General features: G+C 72.2%; 14 protein-coding genes. 10 read left to right on the forward strand and 4 right to left on the reverse strand.

All coding sequences use genetic code 11. The annotated features are described in order from the left end of the window. Positions 1-87 precede the first annotated feature (87 nt). Positions 88-1,437 carry a hypothetical protein gene (locus ACTMSW_RS24310; protein ID WP_441182992.1) on the reverse strand — a complete coding sequence of 450 codons (1,350 nt, stop codon included), beginning with the start codon at positions 1,435-1,437 and terminating at the stop codon, positions 88-90. 87 nt (positions 1,438-1,524) lie between these two features. Between ACTMSW_RS24310 and murD the strand changes: the two genes are divergently transcribed. Then, positions 1,525-2,874 (forward strand): UDP-N-acetylmuramoyl-L-alanine--D-glutamate ligase, encoded by a 1,350-nt coding sequence (gene murD, locus ACTMSW_RS24315; RefSeq protein WP_441182993.1) that lies wholly within the window; start codon positions 1,525-1,527, stop codon positions 2,872-2,874. 45 nt (positions 2,875-2,919) lie between these two features. On the opposite strand, the gene ACTMSW_RS24320 is transcribed toward murD, so the two are convergent. Next, positions 2,920-3,882 (reverse strand): hypothetical protein, encoded by a 963-nt coding sequence (locus ACTMSW_RS24320; RefSeq protein ID WP_441182994.1) that lies wholly within the window; start codon positions 3,880-3,882, stop codon positions 2,920-2,922. A 106-nt stretch (positions 3,883-3,988) separates the two neighbouring features. On the opposite strand from ACTMSW_RS24320, the gene ACTMSW_RS24325 reads away from it, so the two are divergent. The 4 genes from ACTMSW_RS24325 (at position 3,989) to ACTMSW_RS24340 (ending at position 8,613) form a co-directional block, all read left to right on the forward strand. Continuing rightward, positions 3,989-4,864 carry a hypothetical protein gene (locus tag ACTMSW_RS24325; RefSeq protein WP_441182995.1) on the forward strand — a complete coding sequence of 292 codons (876 nt, stop codon included), beginning with the start codon at positions 3,989-3,991 and terminating at the stop codon, positions 4,862-4,864. 22 nt (positions 4,865-4,886) lie between these two features. Continuing rightward, positions 4,887-5,753, forward strand: a complete 867-nt coding sequence (locus tag ACTMSW_RS24330; protein ID WP_441182996.1) for a hypothetical protein — start codon at positions 4,887-4,889, stop codon at positions 5,751-5,753. A 65-nt stretch (positions 5,754-5,818) separates the two neighbouring features. Further along, positions 5,819-7,126, forward strand: coding sequence for an aspartate aminotransferase family protein (locus ACTMSW_RS24335; RefSeq protein ID WP_441182997.1), 1,308 nt, complete (start codon positions 5,819-5,821; stop codon positions 7,124-7,126). Next, positions 7,123-8,613 carry a CoA-acylating methylmalonate-semialdehyde dehydrogenase gene (locus tag ACTMSW_RS24340; protein WP_441182998.1) on the forward strand — a complete coding sequence of 497 codons (1,491 nt, stop codon included), beginning with the start codon at positions 7,123-7,125 and terminating at the stop codon, positions 8,611-8,613. Before ACTMSW_RS24335 ends, ACTMSW_RS24340 begins: the two co-directional genes overlap by 4 nt. Here ACTMSW_RS24340 and ACTMSW_RS24345 read toward each other — a convergent pair. Beyond that, the gene (locus ACTMSW_RS24345) at positions 8,585-9,997 is read right to left on the reverse strand and encodes an acyltransferase family protein (protein ID WP_441182999.1); all 1,413 of its coding nucleotides are present in this window, start codon (positions 9,995-9,997) and stop codon (positions 8,585-8,587) included. The two genes, ACTMSW_RS24340 and ACTMSW_RS24345, sit on opposite strands and share 29 nt — an antisense overlap. Positions 9,998-10,195: 198 nt before the next feature. Here ACTMSW_RS24345 and ngcE point away from each other — a divergent pair, with 198 nt between their 5' ends. Genes ngcE through ACTMSW_RS24360 form a run of 3 tightly spaced genes read left to right on the forward strand, consistent with a single transcriptional unit; the run spans position 10,196 to position 13,458 of the window. Next, positions 10,196-11,614 (forward strand): N-acetylglucosamine/diacetylchitobiose ABC transporter substrate-binding protein, encoded by a 1,419-nt coding sequence (gene ngcE, locus ACTMSW_RS24350; protein WP_441183000.1) that lies wholly within the window; start codon positions 10,196-10,198, stop codon positions 11,612-11,614. A gap of 30 nt (positions 11,615-11,644) precedes the next feature. Next, the gene (locus ACTMSW_RS24355) at positions 11,645-12,553 is read left to right on the forward strand and encodes a carbohydrate ABC transporter permease (protein ID WP_441183001.1); all 909 of its coding nucleotides are present in this window, start codon (positions 11,645-11,647) and stop codon (positions 12,551-12,553) included. Then, positions 12,550-13,458: a carbohydrate ABC transporter permease gene (locus ACTMSW_RS24360; RefSeq protein ID WP_441183002.1), complete on the forward strand. Its 909-nt coding sequence runs from the start codon at positions 12,550-12,552 to the stop codon at positions 13,456-13,458. The genes ACTMSW_RS24355 and ACTMSW_RS24360 overlap by 4 nt, the downstream gene beginning before the upstream one ends. A 325-nt stretch (positions 13,459-13,783) precedes the next feature. Here ACTMSW_RS24360 and ACTMSW_RS24365 read toward each other — a convergent pair whose 3' ends face one another. Continuing rightward, positions 13,784-14,770 carry an N-acetylglucosamine kinase gene (locus ACTMSW_RS24365; protein ID WP_441183003.1) on the reverse strand — a complete coding sequence of 329 codons (987 nt, stop codon included), beginning with the start codon at positions 14,768-14,770 and terminating at the stop codon, positions 13,784-13,786. Between the two features lie 191 nt (positions 14,771-14,961). Here ACTMSW_RS24365 and ACTMSW_RS24370 point away from each other — a divergent pair, with 191 nt between their 5' ends. Together ACTMSW_RS24370 and ACTMSW_RS24375 are read left to right on the forward strand one after the other, a co-directional pair. After that, positions 14,962-15,924: a MurR/RpiR family transcriptional regulator gene (locus ACTMSW_RS24370; protein WP_441183004.1), complete on the forward strand. Its 963-nt coding sequence runs from the start codon at positions 14,962-14,964 to the stop codon at positions 15,922-15,924. Next, positions 15,921-16,670, forward strand: coding sequence for a sugar isomerase domain-containing protein (locus ACTMSW_RS24375; protein ID WP_441183005.1), 750 nt, complete (start codon positions 15,921-15,923; stop codon positions 16,668-16,670). Before ACTMSW_RS24370 ends, ACTMSW_RS24375 begins: the two co-directional genes overlap by 4 nt.

A 16,670-nucleotide genomic window follows, 5' to 3' on the forward strand; every position in this document is an offset into this window, starting at 1 on the left:
TTCCCCGAAACAGTGGCTATCTCGCCGTGAACAACCACTGTTTCCGGGAAACTGCGCGGATCTTGGGGTGGGGGTGGGGGGTGGGGGTCAGGTCAGGGCTTCGAGGGCCTTGGCGTAGGGCGGGGGGACGTGGTTGGGGCCGCCGGGGGTGAAGACGTCGCTCGTCGTGGCGGCCTGCCAGGCGGTGTCGGGTACGGCGTCGACCAGGGCGCGGACGACCGGGGTGTCCCGCCACTGCGCCTGCTGGGCGAGCAGGCTCAACGCCACCACCGACTCCTCGACCTCGCCGACGCACTCGAACGGCTTGTGGCCGTCCACGCCGAGCAGCTCCCGGTAGCCGGGGATCTGCGTGTCGTCGGCGAGCAGGTCACCACCGAAGATGTGGGTGATCCGCTCCCGGGGCATGAACGGCGCCATGGCCAGGAAGACGAACCGGCACTTGGGGCAGTCGCGGCACCAGCGCTCGCTGGCGTCGCGCAGCTTGAAGGCCGCGTTGCAGCTGGTCACCACGTCGTCGTAGCGGTCGATCGCGGCGAACAGCCGGGCGATGTGCAGCTCGGACAGGGACCGCAGCAGGGAGAAGTACGGCTCGGTGAGCCCGGCGTGCTCGGCCAGCGCCGCCCGCAGCAGCCCCTCGGCCTCGACGCCCTTGGACCACTGGTGGTTGATCTCGTGACCGTTCCACACCAGGTTCGGGTCGGACGCGGAGCGCTCGTTGGACATAACCACCGGCCCCAGCCCGTGCAGGACGGCGGTGGCGACGGCGATCAGCGAGTTGATCGCGGTCACCGGGATGTGCCCGTTTCGGGCCCCGGCCGCGTTCAGCTCGAACAGCACCGGGTCGATCCGCCGCCGGGCCGCCAGGGGCGTCAGGCCGGACGCCTCGTTGACCGAGACGATCACGTGGTTGGGGTTGACCGAGAAGGGCACCGGATCGAAGCCCGCCCGCCGCAGCGCCTCCAGGCTGACGATCGAGTCCTTGCCACCCCCGACGGCGGACAGGGGGCGCAGGTCGGAGTTGTCGTACACCCGGGCGGCGGAGACGGTGCCGGCCGGCACCTCCGGCGTCAGCAGCAGCACGTGCGGCAGCTTGTTGCGGTACGCGTACTCCGCCAGGCCCTTGGTGTAGACGGCGGTGACCAGCTCGGCGGCGGCCGCGCCCAGCGGCGCCGGCAGCACCAGCCGGCCGGGTGCGGCGGTCTTGTAGTAGCTGACCCCGGCGACCACGTGCAGCAGCTCCAGGACTCGGCCCAGGGTCGCCACCGTCTCGTCCGACGGCGGCTCCTCCGGCAGCGGAAGCGTGACCACCTCGGTGAAACGTTGCTCGCCGTCGGGGCCGCTGAGGGCGTAGTCGAACAACACCTCCCCGGTGGAGAGGTCGATCGAGTAGGACGGGAAGGTGAAGGCGTCCATCCGCCGGAGCTGCTCGTAGGGCACACGCCATACTAGGCCCTGGTTCGTCCGCCGTGCCCGAGTGCGCCGGACAGCGACCGTCCCGACCGGCCGACCTGGAGGAGATCACCTGTGCGCCTGTCTGACCTGCGCGGACGTACCGTCGCCGTCTGGGGGGCCGGCCGGGAGGGCCGGGCCGCGGTGACCGCGATCGCCGCGCACGGCCCGGCCGGCCTGGTCGCGGTCGACGACAGCGCCAACTTCCTCAGCCTGCCGTGGGAGGGACCCCTCGCCGAGGCGGCTCCCCTGGTCACCGGTGAGGAGGGCTTCGGGCGGCTGCTCGCCGCCGACGTGGTGGTCCGCTCGCCCGGCGTGCCGAACACCCACCCCTGGCTGGTGGAGCTGCGGCAGCGGGGTGCGACCGTCACCCAGGGCACCGCCCTCTGGATGGCCGACCACGCCGCCCGCACCGTCGGCGTGACCGGCAGCAAGGGCAAGAGCACCACGTCCAGCCTGATCAGCCACCTGCTGGCGGCGGTGGACCGGCCCAACGTCTTCGGCGGCAACATCGGGGTGCCGACGCTGGACCTGCCGGAGGCCGAGCTGTACGTGCTGGAGCTGTCCAGCTACCAGTGCAGTGACCTGACCGACTCGCCCCGGGTCGCGGTGGTCACCGCCCTCTTCCCGGAGCACCTGGACGCGCACGGCGGTGAGCGGGAGTACTACCGGGACAAGCTGAACCTCCTCGCGCACGGGCCGGAGACGGTCGTGGTCAACGGCGCCGACCCGCGGCTCGCCGCCGAACTGGGCGACCGGCCGGCGGTCCGCGCGGGCACTCCGGACACCGCGCACGTGGCCACCGGCGGAGACGGCACACCCTGGTTCCACCTCGGGGACCAGCCGCTGTTCGCCCGCGCGGTGCTGCCGCTGGTCGGCCGGCACAACGAGGGCAACCTCTGCGTGGCACTCGCCGTGCTCGACGCCCTCGGCGTGGACGTGGTCGCCCGCAAGGACACCCTCGCCGTGGCGGTGGCCGGGTTCCAGGGGCTCGCGCACCGGCTCACCGAGATGGCCGACCCGTCCGGTCTCACCTTCGTCGACGACACCCTCGCCACCAGCCCGTACGCGGCCATGCACGCCATCGACGCGTACGAGGGCCGGCCGTTGACGGTGATCGTCGGCGGCACCGACCGGGGGCTGGACTACACCCCGTTGGCGGAGCACCTCGCGGAACGCGAGATCACCGTCATCGGCATTCCCGACAGCGGGCCCCGGATCGTGGCGGCGCTGGACGGGCTGCCGAAGGTGCGTACCGAGACGGTCGACGACCTGGTCGACGCGGTCCGGCTGTCCCGCGAGGTGACCCCGCCCGGCGGGGTGGTGCTGCTGTCGCCAGCGGCGCCCAGCTACGGCCGGTTCCGCAACTTCGAGCACCGCTCCGAGGTGTTCGCCCAGGCCGTCCGGGACACCGCCGCCGGTTAGGAAGGGACCCTTTCAAGACACCAGGCGTTAAGCGGGGGCCCTTCCTTACACCAGCAGCGCGCGTATCGACCGGATCGCCGAGCGGATCTCCTGGAGGTACCGACCGGCCGTGAGCGCCGGCTCGGGCAGCACCGCCACGTCCGGCAGGGCCGGGTCGACGCCGACGGTCTCCACCCCGCAGCCGTACGGCAGCGCGAGGGTGCGCAGCGCGTCGCAGTGCTGGAACGGCACGTAGATCGGCGCGGTCACGCACAGCACCTCGTCGCCGGGGGAGAGGCGCACGTGCCCGGCCCAGAACCGTTGGGTGTCGGCGGTGTGCGCGCGGCGGCGCTCCGGCTCGCTCGACGGTGCGGCCAGGACGCGGACCGGCGGCAGGCCCGACGGCCGGTAGGTGCGGGAGGACCACGAGTGGTGCGGGTGCCCGGCGTCGTGGCCGTCCTCGTCGGCGGGCGAGGCCACCCCGAACAGCCGCCGGACGGCCGCGTCCAGCAAGTCGACCTCGGTGGCGCACGGCGGCAGCCCGGCGTCGGCGAGCAGGCGACGCTCCACCTCGGACAGCGGCCGGAAGCTGCCCAGCACGGCGGCCTCGCCGGTGACCTCCGGGCCGGTGCGCAGCAGGTGCGCGGCGTACGCGACGCGGCGCACGCAGGCGTGCGCCAGCCCGCCCAGCACCACCAGGTGGGCGTACGCCTCTCGGCTCGGCGGCACGGCACGGACCAGGCCGAGCGCGGCGGCGGTGTCGAGGACCAGCGCGACGGTGTGCGGGTCGAAGGACGGCTCCCGGGCGTCAGGGCGTTCGCCGCCGGCGCGGAAGTCCCAGTACCGGGCGGAGAAGTCGTCCAGCCCGACCAGCACGTCGGCCAGGCTGCCGTCCGGCCACGCACCGCCGAAGTGGTCCACGAGGGCACGCAGCGGCGGGGACGTGACCCACTGCCGGACACCGGCCGCGAGCTGCTCGGCGTCCCTGTCGACGGCTCCGGTGGGCAGGGTCAGGGTCCCGATCCGCACCGTCGGATCGTAGCGGCCGACCGGCGGACGGGGTGGGCGTCACGACGCGGTCACCCATGGTGTCGGGGTCCTACCCTGGCGGGCGGACGACCATCGGAGGCCGCACATGACAGGTGACGTGGTCCGCCGCCGGGCGGGGGGACGTGGCAGGGCGCCGGGCGGACTCGTCCGGCTGCTGGCGCACACCGATCCGGTCGCGCTCACCGGCATCGCGCTGTCGGTCCTGCTGTCGGTCACGCTCGACCTCACCAACGCCGCGACCGGCGTGGAGTCCCTTCTGGCCGGCCTGATGGGCATCACCATCTCGCTCCTGGTCGACTCGCTGGCACGTGCGGAGCGCCGCTTCCACCTGCGGGCACTGCTCGACGGTCCGCGCTGGCTGGCGGAGGGCACGCCGCCGGTCGTCACGGCCCTTCGCGAGGCGACGGAGGAGCACGCGGGCACGCGGGTCGCCGCCGAGGCGCGTCGTCGCTTCGAGGAGTTCCGCCTGGAGGCGGAGCAGTTGGCGGCCGGACGGATCAGCCGTCCCGGTGACGACGACGAGGACCTGCTCGCCGCCACCCGCGACTGCGTACGGCGGCTCGACGCGGTGACCAACGTGGTGCCCCGGGTCGGCGGTGAGCTGGCCTGGTGGCACGGCGAGATCGGGCGGCGGTACTGGGACGAGAACCTCGCCGCCCTCGACCGGGGGGTGCGCGTCACGCGGATCTTCGTCTACGCGCAGATGTCCGAGGAGCTGTCCCGACTGGTGTCGGTGCAGCGCGGGGCCGGGGTGCGGGTCGGCCTGCTGCCGCTGGGCGTGGTCGGCGCACGGCTGCACGGCAACCTGGCCGTCTGGGACGGGACGAGCTGCTGGGAGGCGCGGATGAGCGCCCACGGCGAGATCACCGAGAACCTGTTCTCGGTCCGGGCGACGGACGTGGACCGGCTGACCCGGGCGTTCGAGCGGTGCGCGGGCGTCGCCTCGTACCAGGACGGCTGACCGGCCGATGACGTGGAGCGGCGTGCTGCTCGTGACGGCCGTGGTCTGGACGGTCAGCCTCATCCGGTCGGTCCGGCTGCGCGCGTTCGTCTACAGCCTTCCGCTGCCGATGACGCTCGCCCTGGTCGCCACCGGCCACCGGGTGGACGCGGCCCAACTGCTCGGGGTGCTCGGCCTGAACCTCTTCTTCGGCACGGTCGTCCTCACCCATCACCGGTGGCGGTGGCCGATCCTCGTCGCCGACCTCGCCGGGGTCGCCGTGTACGTGGGACTCAGCGCCCTGCTGCTGGCGACCCCGGTGCCGTTCGGGGCCGCGCTGGCCGGGTCGGTTCTGCTCTGGGCGGCGGCGATGGCGCTGCTGCACGGGCGGTCGGCGCGGCGCGAGGTCCCGGTGGAGCCCGTGGACGCCCGCCGGGGCGGTGTGCCGGCACCGGCCCGGCTGGCGGTGGTCCTCGCCGGTGCCGTCTGCACCGGCCTGCTCGGTCACCTGCTCCGTGGCATGGTGGTGACCTTCCCGTACTCCGGGGTCCTGGTGGCCGTCGAGGCGCGGCACCACCTGCCCGAGTTCACCCGGCACTTCGTCCGCAACAGCCTGGCCCTCGTCGGCTTCCTCGCCACCTACCACCACCTTCAGGAGGGTCCGGCCTGGTCCGCTCTCGCCGGCGCGTGGCTCGCCTTCGCGGTCGTCGCCGTCGCCCTGCACCTGCCCGGCCGGTTCCGGGCCGGTCGGCCGGTGCCCGTCCGCGCGACCGTCCACCGATACGGATCGGGTCGCCGACGAGGGAAACGACGACGGAAAACGTCGGCCGGGGAGGCGAGGGCTGACAGGAACGACAGTGCGGGGCTTGACGCGGTGTCAGGCGGATGGTGGGCTCGCGCTACACAGTGACAGTTGTCCCTGGCCTGGGGCGATGAGAGCGTGCGGGGACGCCAACCGCGCTGAGAGGTGCCACGATGACCACCGACGACCTGCTGGCCCGGCACCGGGCCGTGCTCCCGTCCTGGATGCCGCTCTACTACGCCGAGCCGATCGAGCTGGTCTCCGGCTCCGGTCGCCGGGTGACCGACGCGCAGGGCCGCACCTACCTGGACTTCTTCGGCGGTGTGCTGACCAACATGATCGGCTACGACATCCCGGAGATCCGCGACGCGGTGGAGCGGCAGATCCGCACCGGCATCGTGCACACCTCCACGATCTACCTGATCCGCCAGCAGATCGAGCTGGCCGAGAAGATCGCCCGCCTGTCCGGTATCCCGGACGCCCGGGTCTTCTTCACCAACTCCGGCACCGAGGCGAACGAGGCGGCGCTGCTGGTCGCGACCAACCACCGGCGCTCGCACCAGATCCTCGCCGTGCGCAACAGCTACCACGGCCGGTCGTACGCGGCGATGGGCGTCACCGGCAACCGCAACTGGTCCGCCAGCGGTCTCAACCCGCTCCAGGTGGCCTGGCTGCACTCCGGTGAGCGGCTGCGCGGCCTGCTGTCCCGGCTGCCGGAGTCCGACCGGATCGAGGCGGCCGTGGAGGATCTGCGCGAGGTCCTCGCCACCCAGACCGCCGGCGACGTGGCCTGCCTGATCGCCGAGCCGATCCAGGGCGTCGGCGGCTTCGTCGCCCCGCCGGACGGGCTCTTCGCGGCCTGGAAGAAGGTGCTCGACGAGCACGGCATCCTGCTGATCAGCGACGAGGTGCAGACCGGCTGGGGTCGTACCGGTGAGCACTTCTGGGGGTACCAGGCGCACGGCGTCACGCCGGACCTGCTCACCTTCGCCAAGGGCGTCGGCAACGGCTTCGCCCTGGCCGGGGTGGTTGGCCGGGCCGACGTGCTGGAGTCGGTGTCGGCGATCAGCTTCTCCACCTTCGGCGGCAACCCGGTCTCCACCGCCGCCGGCAACGCCGTCCTCGACTACCTGCGCGACCACGACCTCCAGGCCAACGCGGCCCGCGTCGGCGCGATCCTCGCCGACGGCCTGCGGGCCGCCCTGGCCGGTCTCGACTGCGTCGCCGAGGTACGCGGGAAGGGCCTCATGCTCGGCGTCGAGTTCGTCCGTCCGGGCACGGCGGAACCCGACCCGGCGCTGACCGCCCGCGTGTTCGAGGCGTGCCGGGCCGGTGGCCTGCTCGCCGGAAAGGGCGGCCTGCACGGGAACGTGCTGCGGATGGGCCCACCGCTGACCCTCACCGAGGACGAGGCCCGGGAGGGCCTGGCCATCCTGGTCGAGGCGATCCGCTCCTGCGCCGCCGAGGCGGTTCCCGCGTGAACCTCATCGGGCACTTCGTCGACGGCAAGCGGATCGGTGGCGCGTCGGAGCGGCGCGGGGACGTGTTCGACCCGGCGACCGGCCGGCGTACCGGTCAGGTCGAGCTGGCCTCGGCCGCGGACGTCGCGGTCGCGGTCGAGGCGGCCGAACGGGCCGCGCGGAGCTGGCGGGACGTCAGCCTGGCCCGGCGGACGGCGGTGCTGTTCGCCTTCCGCGAGCTGGTCCACGCGCGACGGGACCTGCTCGCGGAGGTGATCACCGCCGAGCACGGCAAGGTCCTCGCCGACGCCGCCGGCGAGGTGCAGCGCGGGCTGGAGGTCATCGAGTACGCCTGCGGCCTGCCCTCGGCGCTGCGCGGCGCGTTCAGCGAGAACGTGTCGACCGAGGTCGACTCGTACACGATCCGGCAGCCGCTGGGCGTGGTCGCCGTGATCTCCCCGTTCAACTTCCCGGTGATGGTTCCGCTGTGGTTCGTCCCGGTCGCGGTGGCCGCGGGCAACGCGGTGGTGCTCAAGCCGAGTGAGAAGGACCCGAGCGCGGCGCTGCTGCTGGCCGAGTGGTTCGCCGAGGCGGGGCTGCCCGACGGCGTGCTCAACGTGGTCAACGGTGACAGGGAGGCCGTCGACGCGTTGCTGGACCATCCGGCGGTGCGGGCGGTGTCGTTCGTCGGCTCCACCCCGATCGCCCGGTACGTCTACCAGCGCGGCACCGCCGCCGGCAAGCGGGTACAGGCCCTGGGCGGGGCGAAGAACCACATGGTGGTGCTGCCCGACGCCGACCTCGACCTGGCCGCGGACGCGGCGGTGAACGCGGGGTTCGGCTCGGCGGGGGAGCGGTGCATGGCGATCTCGGCTCTGGTCGCGGTGGAGCCGATCGCCGACGCGCTGGTTGCGAAGATCGCCGAGCGGGTGGCCGACCTGCGAACCGGCGACGGTCGGCGCGGCTGCGACATGGGCCCGCTGGTCACGGCGGCGCACGCCGAACGGGTCCGGGGGTACGTCGAGGCCGGTGTGGCCGCCGGCGCGGTCCCGGTGGTGGACGGCCGGGACGTCGTGCCGGACGGCGACGCCGACGGGTTCTGGCTCGGCCCGACCCTGTTCGACCACGTCACCCCGGACATGTCGATCTACACCGACGAGATCTTCGGGCCGGTGCTCAGCGTGCTCCGGGTCGGCTCGTACGACGAGGCGGTCGGCCTGGTCAACGCCAGCCCGTACGGCAACGGCACGGCGATCTTCACCAACGACGGCGGCGCGGCCCGGCGCTACCAGCACGAGGTCGAGGTCGGCATGGTCGGGATCAACGTGCCGATCCCGGTGCCGATGGCCTACCACTCCTTCGGTGGCTGGAAGTCCTCGCTCTTCGGGGACCTGCACGCGCACGGCGAGGACGGGGTGCGTTTCTACACCCGGAGCAAGGTCGTCACCAGCCGCTGGCTCGACCCGCGCCACGGCGGGATCAACCTCGGCTTCCCGACCCAGTCCTGAGCAACCGTAGGGTGCCGGCCCCGGCGACGTACGCCACCAGGGCCGGCACCGGCAGGCCCAGCGGCTCGGGGGCCGAGCGCGACGTACGGGCGTTGGCGACCAGGGCGTACACGACGGCGACGTACGCCACGACGGTGAGCGAGGTGCGGATCCACGCTCGGCCGGCGCGGGCGTCGGCGCGGCCCCGCCCGGTGCGGGCCTCGACGCGGCCGAAGACGGCGACCAGGACGGCGAGGATCACGGCCAGCAGCAGCACCCAGGGCAGCCGCCCGGCGAACCAGGCCGCCGAGCCGGCCGGCGGGGTCGGCAGCCGACCGATCGCGTCCAGGGCGCCGACCAGCAGGATCGCCGCCGTGAGATGCCACAGGAAGACGGTGAGCACGACCGCGTTCACCGCGATCACCACGAGCCACGGTCGGGTGCGGTGCAGCCAGCGCTCGACCGGGTCGCGCACCAGCAGGATCAGCCCGACCTGGGCGGTGGCGAGCGTGAGCAACGCCAGGCTCGGGGGTGCCGCGTTGTCCAGGCGCTCGCCGGGCACGTTCAGCATGACCACCGGGTAGGGCCCGATGGTGGTGAGCAGGACCGTCGCGCCGAGGCCGCCGGCCAGCAGCCCCGCGCCGGCGCGGCGGGACAGCGGAAGCGCGGGCCTGCCCGCCCCGCCCACCCTTCCGGTCCCGCCGCCCTCGCCGGTCCCGCTTGCCCCTGCCGGCTCGCGTCCGGAACGGGCCGCCCGGGCGTCGTGCCAGGCGATGCCGAGCTGGTGCACGGCGAGCCAGCCGAAGAGGTAGTTGGGCATGGCCAGCGCCGCCGGGCCCAGCGCCCGCCCGAGGTCACCGGCCGCCACGAGCGCGGCCAGCCCGACCGGCACGATGAGCCCGAAGCGGCGGTGCAGCGCCGTCATCGCCGGGGTCAGGGGCACCACCAGCAGGTAGGCGGCGAGGAACCACAGCGGGATGGTGGCGTAGTACACGACGGCGCGGACCAGCGCGGGCGGCGCGCCGGCCAGCGAGGCCACCGCGGCGCCGGCGGCGAGCGTCACCAGCAGCGCGGTGGTGGGCCGCAGCAGCCGGGCCGCCCGGTCCAGCAGCCACCCGGTGGCGTCGCCGCCCCGTCCGCGGCGTGCGGCCAGTGAGGCGGCGTTGGCGTACCCGCCGACGAGGAAGAACACCGGCATCACCTGGGCGATCCAGGTCAGCGGGTACGCCCACGGCAGGTCGGGCAGCGCAGAGCGGGCGGTCGGCCGGCCGGCGGTGTCGTACCCGATGGTGGCCACCACCCAGTGGCCGAGAACGACCATGACGATCGCGAGCGCCCGGAGCAGGTCCACGATCCGTTCCCGGCCAGCCGGCGTGGCCTCGGCGAGCGCGCGCAGTCGGCGCATGGACCGAGCGTATGCCAGGGGCGGTGTGGCCGGTGGTGATAACGGTTCGGCCGTCGGGGGTTGAAGTCCGGGCTCTCCTGCCGTAGAAATTCTTCAGCAACGTGTTGCGAACTGAAGACAAACTTCCCCCCTGCCTCGCGTGACGACCGCCTCCCCCGTACCTGGTGGTCGTCGGAACACCGGATTCGAGGAGACACGATGAACAGGCGTGACATCCTGCGGCGTAGCGCCGCCGCCGGCCTGCTGGCCACCCCCGCCGCCGGGCTGCTCGCCGGCTGTGCCACCGGTGGTGGCGACGACGACGCCGGCGACGCCGGCACCTACAAGGGCACCAAGAGCGAGCAGAACCCGCTCGGCGTCAAGGAGGACGCGCCGCTGGAGGTGGTCATCTTCAACGGCGGCTTCGGCGAGGAGTACGCCAAGGCCCACGAGGCCATGTACACCGAGAAGTACCCGAAGGCGACGATCAAGCACTCCGCCACGCAGGAGATCAGCAAGACCCTCCAGCCCCGCTTCGTCGACGGCACCCCGCCGGACGTGGTCAACAACTCCGGCGCCGGTCAGATCGACTTCAACGGCCTGGTCTCGCAGAACGCCATCGCCGACCTCGGCGAGCTGCTCGACGCACCCAGCCTCGACATCCCCGGCAAGAAGGTGCGCGACACCCTGCTGCCCGGCGCGGTCGAGGTCGGTTCGTACGACGGCAGGTTCCTGGTGATGAACTACACCTACACCGTCTACGGCATCTGGCACTCCAGCAAGCTCTTCACCGAGCGCAACTGGCAGTACGGCAAGACCTGGGACGACCACATCGCGCTGTGCAGGCAGATCAAGGCCGCCGGCATCGCCCCGTGGACGTACGCGGGCGCCCACCCCCGCTACATGAGCTGGCCGCTGATCTCCACCGCCATCAAGTTCGGTGGACCGGAGGTCGCCGTGGCGATCGACAACCTGGAGCCCAACGCCTGGAAGTCCGACGCGATGAAGGCCGCGGCCGACGCGTGGCACCAGATCGTCAAGGACAAGTTCATCCTGGAGGGCTCGGCGGGCCTGGACCACAAGCAGTCGCAGACCGCCTGGTGCCAGGGCAAGGCCGCCTTCATCTCGTGCGGCTCCTGGCTGGAGGCCGAGCAGAAGGACGTCACCCCGACCGGGTTCAACATGGCCGTCCAGCCGACCCCGAGCCTGGGCAGCGGCGACAAGCTGCCCTTCGAGGCGGTCCGCGGCACCGCCGGCGAGCCGTTCATGGTGCCGGCCAAGGCGAAGAACCTCGCTGGTGGCCTGGAGTACTTCCGGACGATGCTGTCGCGCAAGGGTGCGCAGGACTTCACGAAGAAGGTGTCCAGCCTGACCGTGGTCGCCGGCGCCAGCGAGGGCGTCGAGCTGCCGTACGGCCTGAACACGGTGGTCAAGGCCTTGGAGGCGTCCGGCCCCAACGGGTTCAACTGGGTCTACAACAACTACTACCGCAAGCTGGAGCGCAACCTCGTCGACGCCGCGTGCGGCGAGTTCTTCAGCGGCCGGATCGGCCCGGCGGAGTTCCTCGACCAGTGCCAGAAGGGCGCCGACTCCATCGCCCAGGACAGCTCGGTCAAGAAGTACAAGCGGAACGCCTGACGCCGTCCGCCCTGGGAGGGGAAGAGCACCGTGAGACATGGCAAGTGGCCGCTGATCGTCACCTTCCTGGTGCCGCCGGTCCTGCTGTACGTCGTCTTCGTCGTGTCGCCGTACCTGCAGGCGTTCCAGATCTCCACCACGGACTGGCTCGGCTACTCGGCCGACGCCAACTTCGTCGGGCTGGAGAACTTCCGGGCGCTGTGGCGGGACGACTACGTCTGGAACGCGTTGCAGAACAACGCGATCCTGCTGGCGCTCGTGCCGGTGGTGACGATCGTCCTCGGGCTCTTCTTCGCCTCGATGCTCACCATGGGTGGTAGGAAGGGCCGTGCCGGTGTCAGCGGCGTACGCGGCACGGCCTTCTACCGCACGGTCTACTTCTTTCCGCAGGTGCTCTCCGTCGTGATCATCGCGCTGCTGTGGAAGGAGGTCTACCACCCCAACAAGGGGCTGTTGACCACTTCGTTGGCCAGCCTCGGGCTGTCCGCGCCGACCTGGCTGGGCGACCCGGCGACCGCCTTCTGGTGTGTCCTGGCGGTGATGGTGTGGAGCAACGTCGGCTTCTACGTGGTGCTCTTCGGTGCCGCCATGGCGGCGATCCCCAAGGAGATCTACGAGGCGGTCATGCTCGACGGCGCCTCCCGGCTCACCACCCTGCGCCGGGTGACCATCCCGCTGTTGTGGGACACCGTCCAGGTCGCCTGGGTCTACCTGGCCATCTTCGCGCTGGACGGATTCGTCCTCGTGCAGCTCATGACCAACGGCGGCCCGAACTTCTCCACCGACGTGATCGGCGTGCGCATGTACGACACGGCGTTCGGCAGCGAGACCAAGTTCGGATACGCCTCGGCGATGGGCGTGGTGATGTTCTTCCTGACCCTCTCGGTGGCGGTGCTGGCACTGCGGGCCGGCCGGCGTGAACGGATCGAACTGTCGTGACCACTCTGGACGAGACCGCCCCGGCGGCGGAGACCGCGGTTCCGGTCGCGCCCACCGCCGACCGTCCCCTGCGCCGTGAACTCGGCGTCGCGAACCTGCTGTCACACGGCTTCCTGCTCTTCTGGGGCGCGGTGACCGTCCTGCCGCTGGTGTGGATGTTCATCAGCGCGTTCAAAAGCAACGGCGAGATCCTCTCCGATCCGTGGGGCCTGCCCGAGACGCTGCGCTTCGACAACTTCGTCCGTGCCTGGACCGGCGCGAACATCGGCCGGTACTTCCTCAACAGCCTCATCGTCGTGGCCGGCTCGGTCAGCCTGACCATGCTGATGGGCGCCACCGCCGCGTACGTCTTCGCCCGGTACGAGTTCCGCGGCCGGCAATTCGTTTACTACCTGTTCGTGGGCGGGTTGATGTTCCCCGTCTTCCTGGCCCTGGTGCCCCTGTTCTTCGTGGTCCGCAATGCCGGCCTGTTCGGCACCTGGACCGGCCTGATCCTGGTCTACGCCGCGTACTCCCTGCCGTTCACGGTGTTCTTTCTGACCGCGTTCTTCCGGACGCTGCCCACCTCGGTGGCCGAGGCGGCGCTGGTCGACGGCTGCGGACACTTCCGCCTCTTCTTCCAGGTGATGCTGCCGATGGCGCGTCCGGGACTGATCAGCGTCGCGATCTTCAACTTCCTCAGCCACTGGAACCAGTTCCTGCTGCCGCAGGTGCTCATGCAGGGCGACGAGGACAAGTGGGTGCTCGCCCAGGGGCTCTTCGCGCTCTCGGTCAGTCAGGGCTACGCCGGCGACTACGCCCGGCTCTTCGCCGGCCTCACCATCGCCGTGCTACCGGTGCTCGCCGTGTACGTCATCTTCCAGCGGCAGGTGCAGTCCGGTCTCACCGCCGGCCAGCTCAAGTAACCGACCGGAGTCGCACGGGACCCGCCTCCGGTCGCGTGACCGATTTTGACCATCGCCGTCTTCCGCGCACGGCGGGTCAAGAACGTCGGGGAGTGGTTGAGTGAGCGTTATGCCTGTGCGGCATGAATATGCCCCACAGGCATAACCGGAAAAGGTCTTCGTCGCCGTTCCGGCCGTTTCGCCGCTCGGCTTTGATCGACTCGATGTCATTGGTGTCGGGGTGTCGGCGTGCCGAGGACAGCCTGATATCAATGACATCGCGTTGATCTTGCGGCGCGAGCGGGGCGCGGCGCGCGTAGTGCGGCGGGACCTGGCGCGGGGCGCATCAGGGGGTGGGGACCAGGAGGGCGTGCAGGGCCTCGGGGTCGATGACCTCCGGAAGGGCCAGCGCGGCCAGCCAGGCGGCCGCCGCCGCACCGTCCCCGGCCGTTGAGACGTCCGCGTCGGGCCAGCGTGCGGCGACCTCGGCGCGGACCGCCACTCCCAGCGGGGTGTCGCCGGTGAGCAGGCCGCCGCCGAGGACGACGGGCTCGACGGCGGCGACCGGGCGGATCCGTGCGGCGCTTTCGGCCAGGTGCGCCGCTGCGTCGGCGATCAGCGCCGTGGCGACCGGTTCGCCGTCGCCGGCCGCGTCGACGACCAGGGGGGCGAGTCGCGCCAGCTCGACCGGGGGTCGGCGGGTGACCGCCTGGACCAGTGCGTCGACGGTGTTCCGCGGGCGGGGTGCGATCTCGGCCGAGCCGAGCAGCGACGTGAGGACGCGGGTGCCGAGCGGGCCGGGCGTGCGGGCCCGGTCGAGGTCGGCCAGGAGGCGGCGGACCGCCTCGCGGCCCAGCCAGAAGCCGGAGCCGGCGTCGCCGAGAAGCCAGCCGTGCCCGTCTGCCACGCGGTCCAGCCGCAGGTCGCGGACCGCGGCTGCGATGGCCCCGGTGCCGGCGATCAGCACCGTGCCGTGCGGGCTGGCGGTGCCCGAGGCGTACGCGACGAGGGCGTCGCCGTGGACCGCGTACGGGCAGCGCAGGCCGGCGTCGTGCCAGGCCCGGTCGAAGGCGGCCCGTCCGGCGGGGTCGGCGAGCAGGCGGGCGGCTCCGGCGAGGCCGATCACGCCCGCGCGTACCGTGGCGGGGTCGATGTCGGCGAGCGTGGCGCGCAGGGCGGCGCGCAGCTCGTCGGCGGCCCGCTCGGCGCCATGGCTCGTCGGGTTGCCGCCGCCGGCGCGACCGCTGCCGACGCGGCGGCCGTCGAGGGTGAGGGCGGTCGCGCGGGTGGACGTACCCCCGACGTCGAGGCCGACCACGACGGTGTCGGACATGCGGTCTCACCTCCTCGATCAACCAGCGTTCATGCTGGTCGGCGCGGGCGTGTCCGGGCAAGAGCGGAGACCGCCAGGAGGCTGTGCGCCAGGTAACAGTTTGAAAACTTCGCCCACGGTCTTGACACGGAGGGGCTTTCAGTAAGAACTTTTACCACTAACAGTTAACAGTCTTTTCGAAAGGGCGTCCGATGGTTGATCACGAGGTGGACACCGCCGCGGGGACCGCGGTGGTCGACGCCGACGGGTTCGACCGGCGGGGTGCCCTCGGGGTCGCCTCCGACGGGGTGCTGGCGCGGGTACGGGCCGGGGCGGGGGAGCTGACGGGGGCGTTGCGCCGGGTCGCCGAGCACGTGCTCAGCGACCCGGAGGCGGCGGCCCGGGCGACGATCGTCGAGCTGGCCGAGCGGAGTGGCACCTCGCCGGCGACCATCACCCGGTTCTGCCGGGCGATGGGTTTCGACGGGTACGCCGACCTGCGGCTGGGCATCGCGGCCGAGACCGGTCGGGCCCGCTCGGCGGGCTGGACCGTCGACATCGGGCGCGAGATCCAACCGGGTGACCCGCTGTCCCGGGTGCTCAACCAGATCATGGCGGCCGACACCCGCGCCATGCACGACACCGCCGCCCTGCTCGACCTCGCCGAGGTGGAACGGGCCGCCGTCGCCATCGCCGGCGCCAGCCGGGTGAACATCTTCGGCGCCAGCGGCAGCGCGCTGGTCGGCGAGGAGATGCAGTTCAGCCTGCACCGCATCGGGGTGGCCGCGTGGGCCTGGAACGACGTGCACGAGGGGCTGGCCAGTGCGGCCCTGCTCAAGGCCGGCGACGTCGCACTGGGGATCTCGCACACCGGCCAGACCCGGGAGACCATCGAGATGCTCGCCGAGGCCGGCAGCCGGGGCGCGACCACCGTCGCGCTCACCGGGTTCCCGCGCTCGCCACTGGCCGAGCTGGCCGACATCGTGCTGCTCACCGCCAGCCAGGCGACCACCTTCCGCCCGGACGCGCTGTCCGCCCGGCATCCGCAGCTCGTGGTGCTCGACCTGCTCTACATCGCCGTCGCGCAGCGCACCCACGACCGCGCCCACGCGGCCTTCCGGCGTACCGCCCAGGCCGTCGACGGGCACAAGGCCGCGAAGGGGGTCACGTCATGATCAGTGCCCGGGGGTACGCCGACGCGGTCCGTCCGGTCCTCGACCGGCTGGTCGACGACAGCGCCGACGCGCTCACCGCCGCCGCCGACCTGATCACCGACAGCCTCCGCTCCGGCGGCGTGTTGCAGGCCTTCGGCGCCGGTCACTCGGAGGCGTTCGCCGCGGAGCTGGTCGCCCGGGCCGGTGGCCTGGTGCCCACCAACCGGATCTCCCTGCACGACCTGGTGCTGCACGGCGACGCGCCGCGTGACATGCTCGCCGACCCGAAGCTGGAACGCGACCCGGCCATCGCGCACCAGCTCTACGCACTCGCGACGCCCCAGCCGCAGGACGTGTTCGTGGTGGCGTCACAGTCCGGCATCAACGGCTCGGTGGTCGAGCTGGCGGCGCTGGTCACCGGTCGCGGTCACCCGTTGATCGCGGTCACCTCGGTCGAGCACACCGGGCGGGTCGCCCCACGGCACCCGTCCGGCAAGCGGCTCGTCGACCTCGCCGACGTCGTGCTGGACAACGGCGCGCCGTACGGCGACGCACTGCTGCCGCTCGAGGGCGGCGGCGCGGTCTGTGCGGTCTCCTCGGTCACCGCGGCGCTGCTGGCGCAGTTGCTGACCGCCGAGGTCGTACGACGGTTCCACCAGGCCGGAGAGGTGCCCCCCATCTACCTCTCCGCCAACGTCCCCGGTGGGGACGAGCACAACCACGCCCTCGAGTCGCGGTACGCCGGGCGTCTCCGGCGTACCGCCTGA

Origin of the sequence: Micromonospora sp. BQ11, from assembly GCF_052068135.1 — a bacterium.
Classification (GTDB): Bacteria; Actinomycetota; Actinomycetes; order Mycobacteriales; family Micromonosporaceae; genus Micromonospora.

What these genes read in the sequence shown, in the direction of transcription:
- ACTMSW_RS24325 (WP_441182995.1), top strand. Translation starts at nt 3,989, where the DNA reads ATGACAGGTGACGTGGTCCGCCGCCGGGCGGGGGGACGTGGCAGGGCG.
- ACTMSW_RS24335 (WP_441182997.1), top strand. Translation starts at nt 5,819, where the DNA reads ATGACCACCGACGACCTGCTGGCCCGGCACCGGGCCGTGCTCCCGTCC.
- ACTMSW_RS24345 (WP_441182999.1), bottom strand. Translation starts at nt 9,997, where the DNA reads ATGCGCCGACTGCGCGCGCTCGCCGAGGCCACGCCGGCTGGCCGGGAA.
- ngcE (WP_441183000.1), top strand. Translation starts at nt 10,196, where the DNA reads ATGAACAGGCGTGACATCCTGCGGCGTAGCGCCGCCGCCGGCCTGCTG.
- ACTMSW_RS24365 (WP_441183003.1), bottom strand. Translation starts at nt 14,770, where the DNA reads ATGTCCGACACCGTCGTGGTCGGCCTCGACGTCGGGGGTACGTCCACC.
- ACTMSW_RS24370 (WP_441183004.1), top strand. Translation starts at nt 14,962, where the DNA reads ATGGTTGATCACGAGGTGGACACCGCCGCGGGGACCGCGGTGGTCGAC.
- ACTMSW_RS24375 (WP_441183005.1), top strand. Translation starts at nt 15,921, where the DNA reads ATGATCAGTGCCCGGGGGTACGCCGACGCGGTCCGTCCGGTCCTCGAC.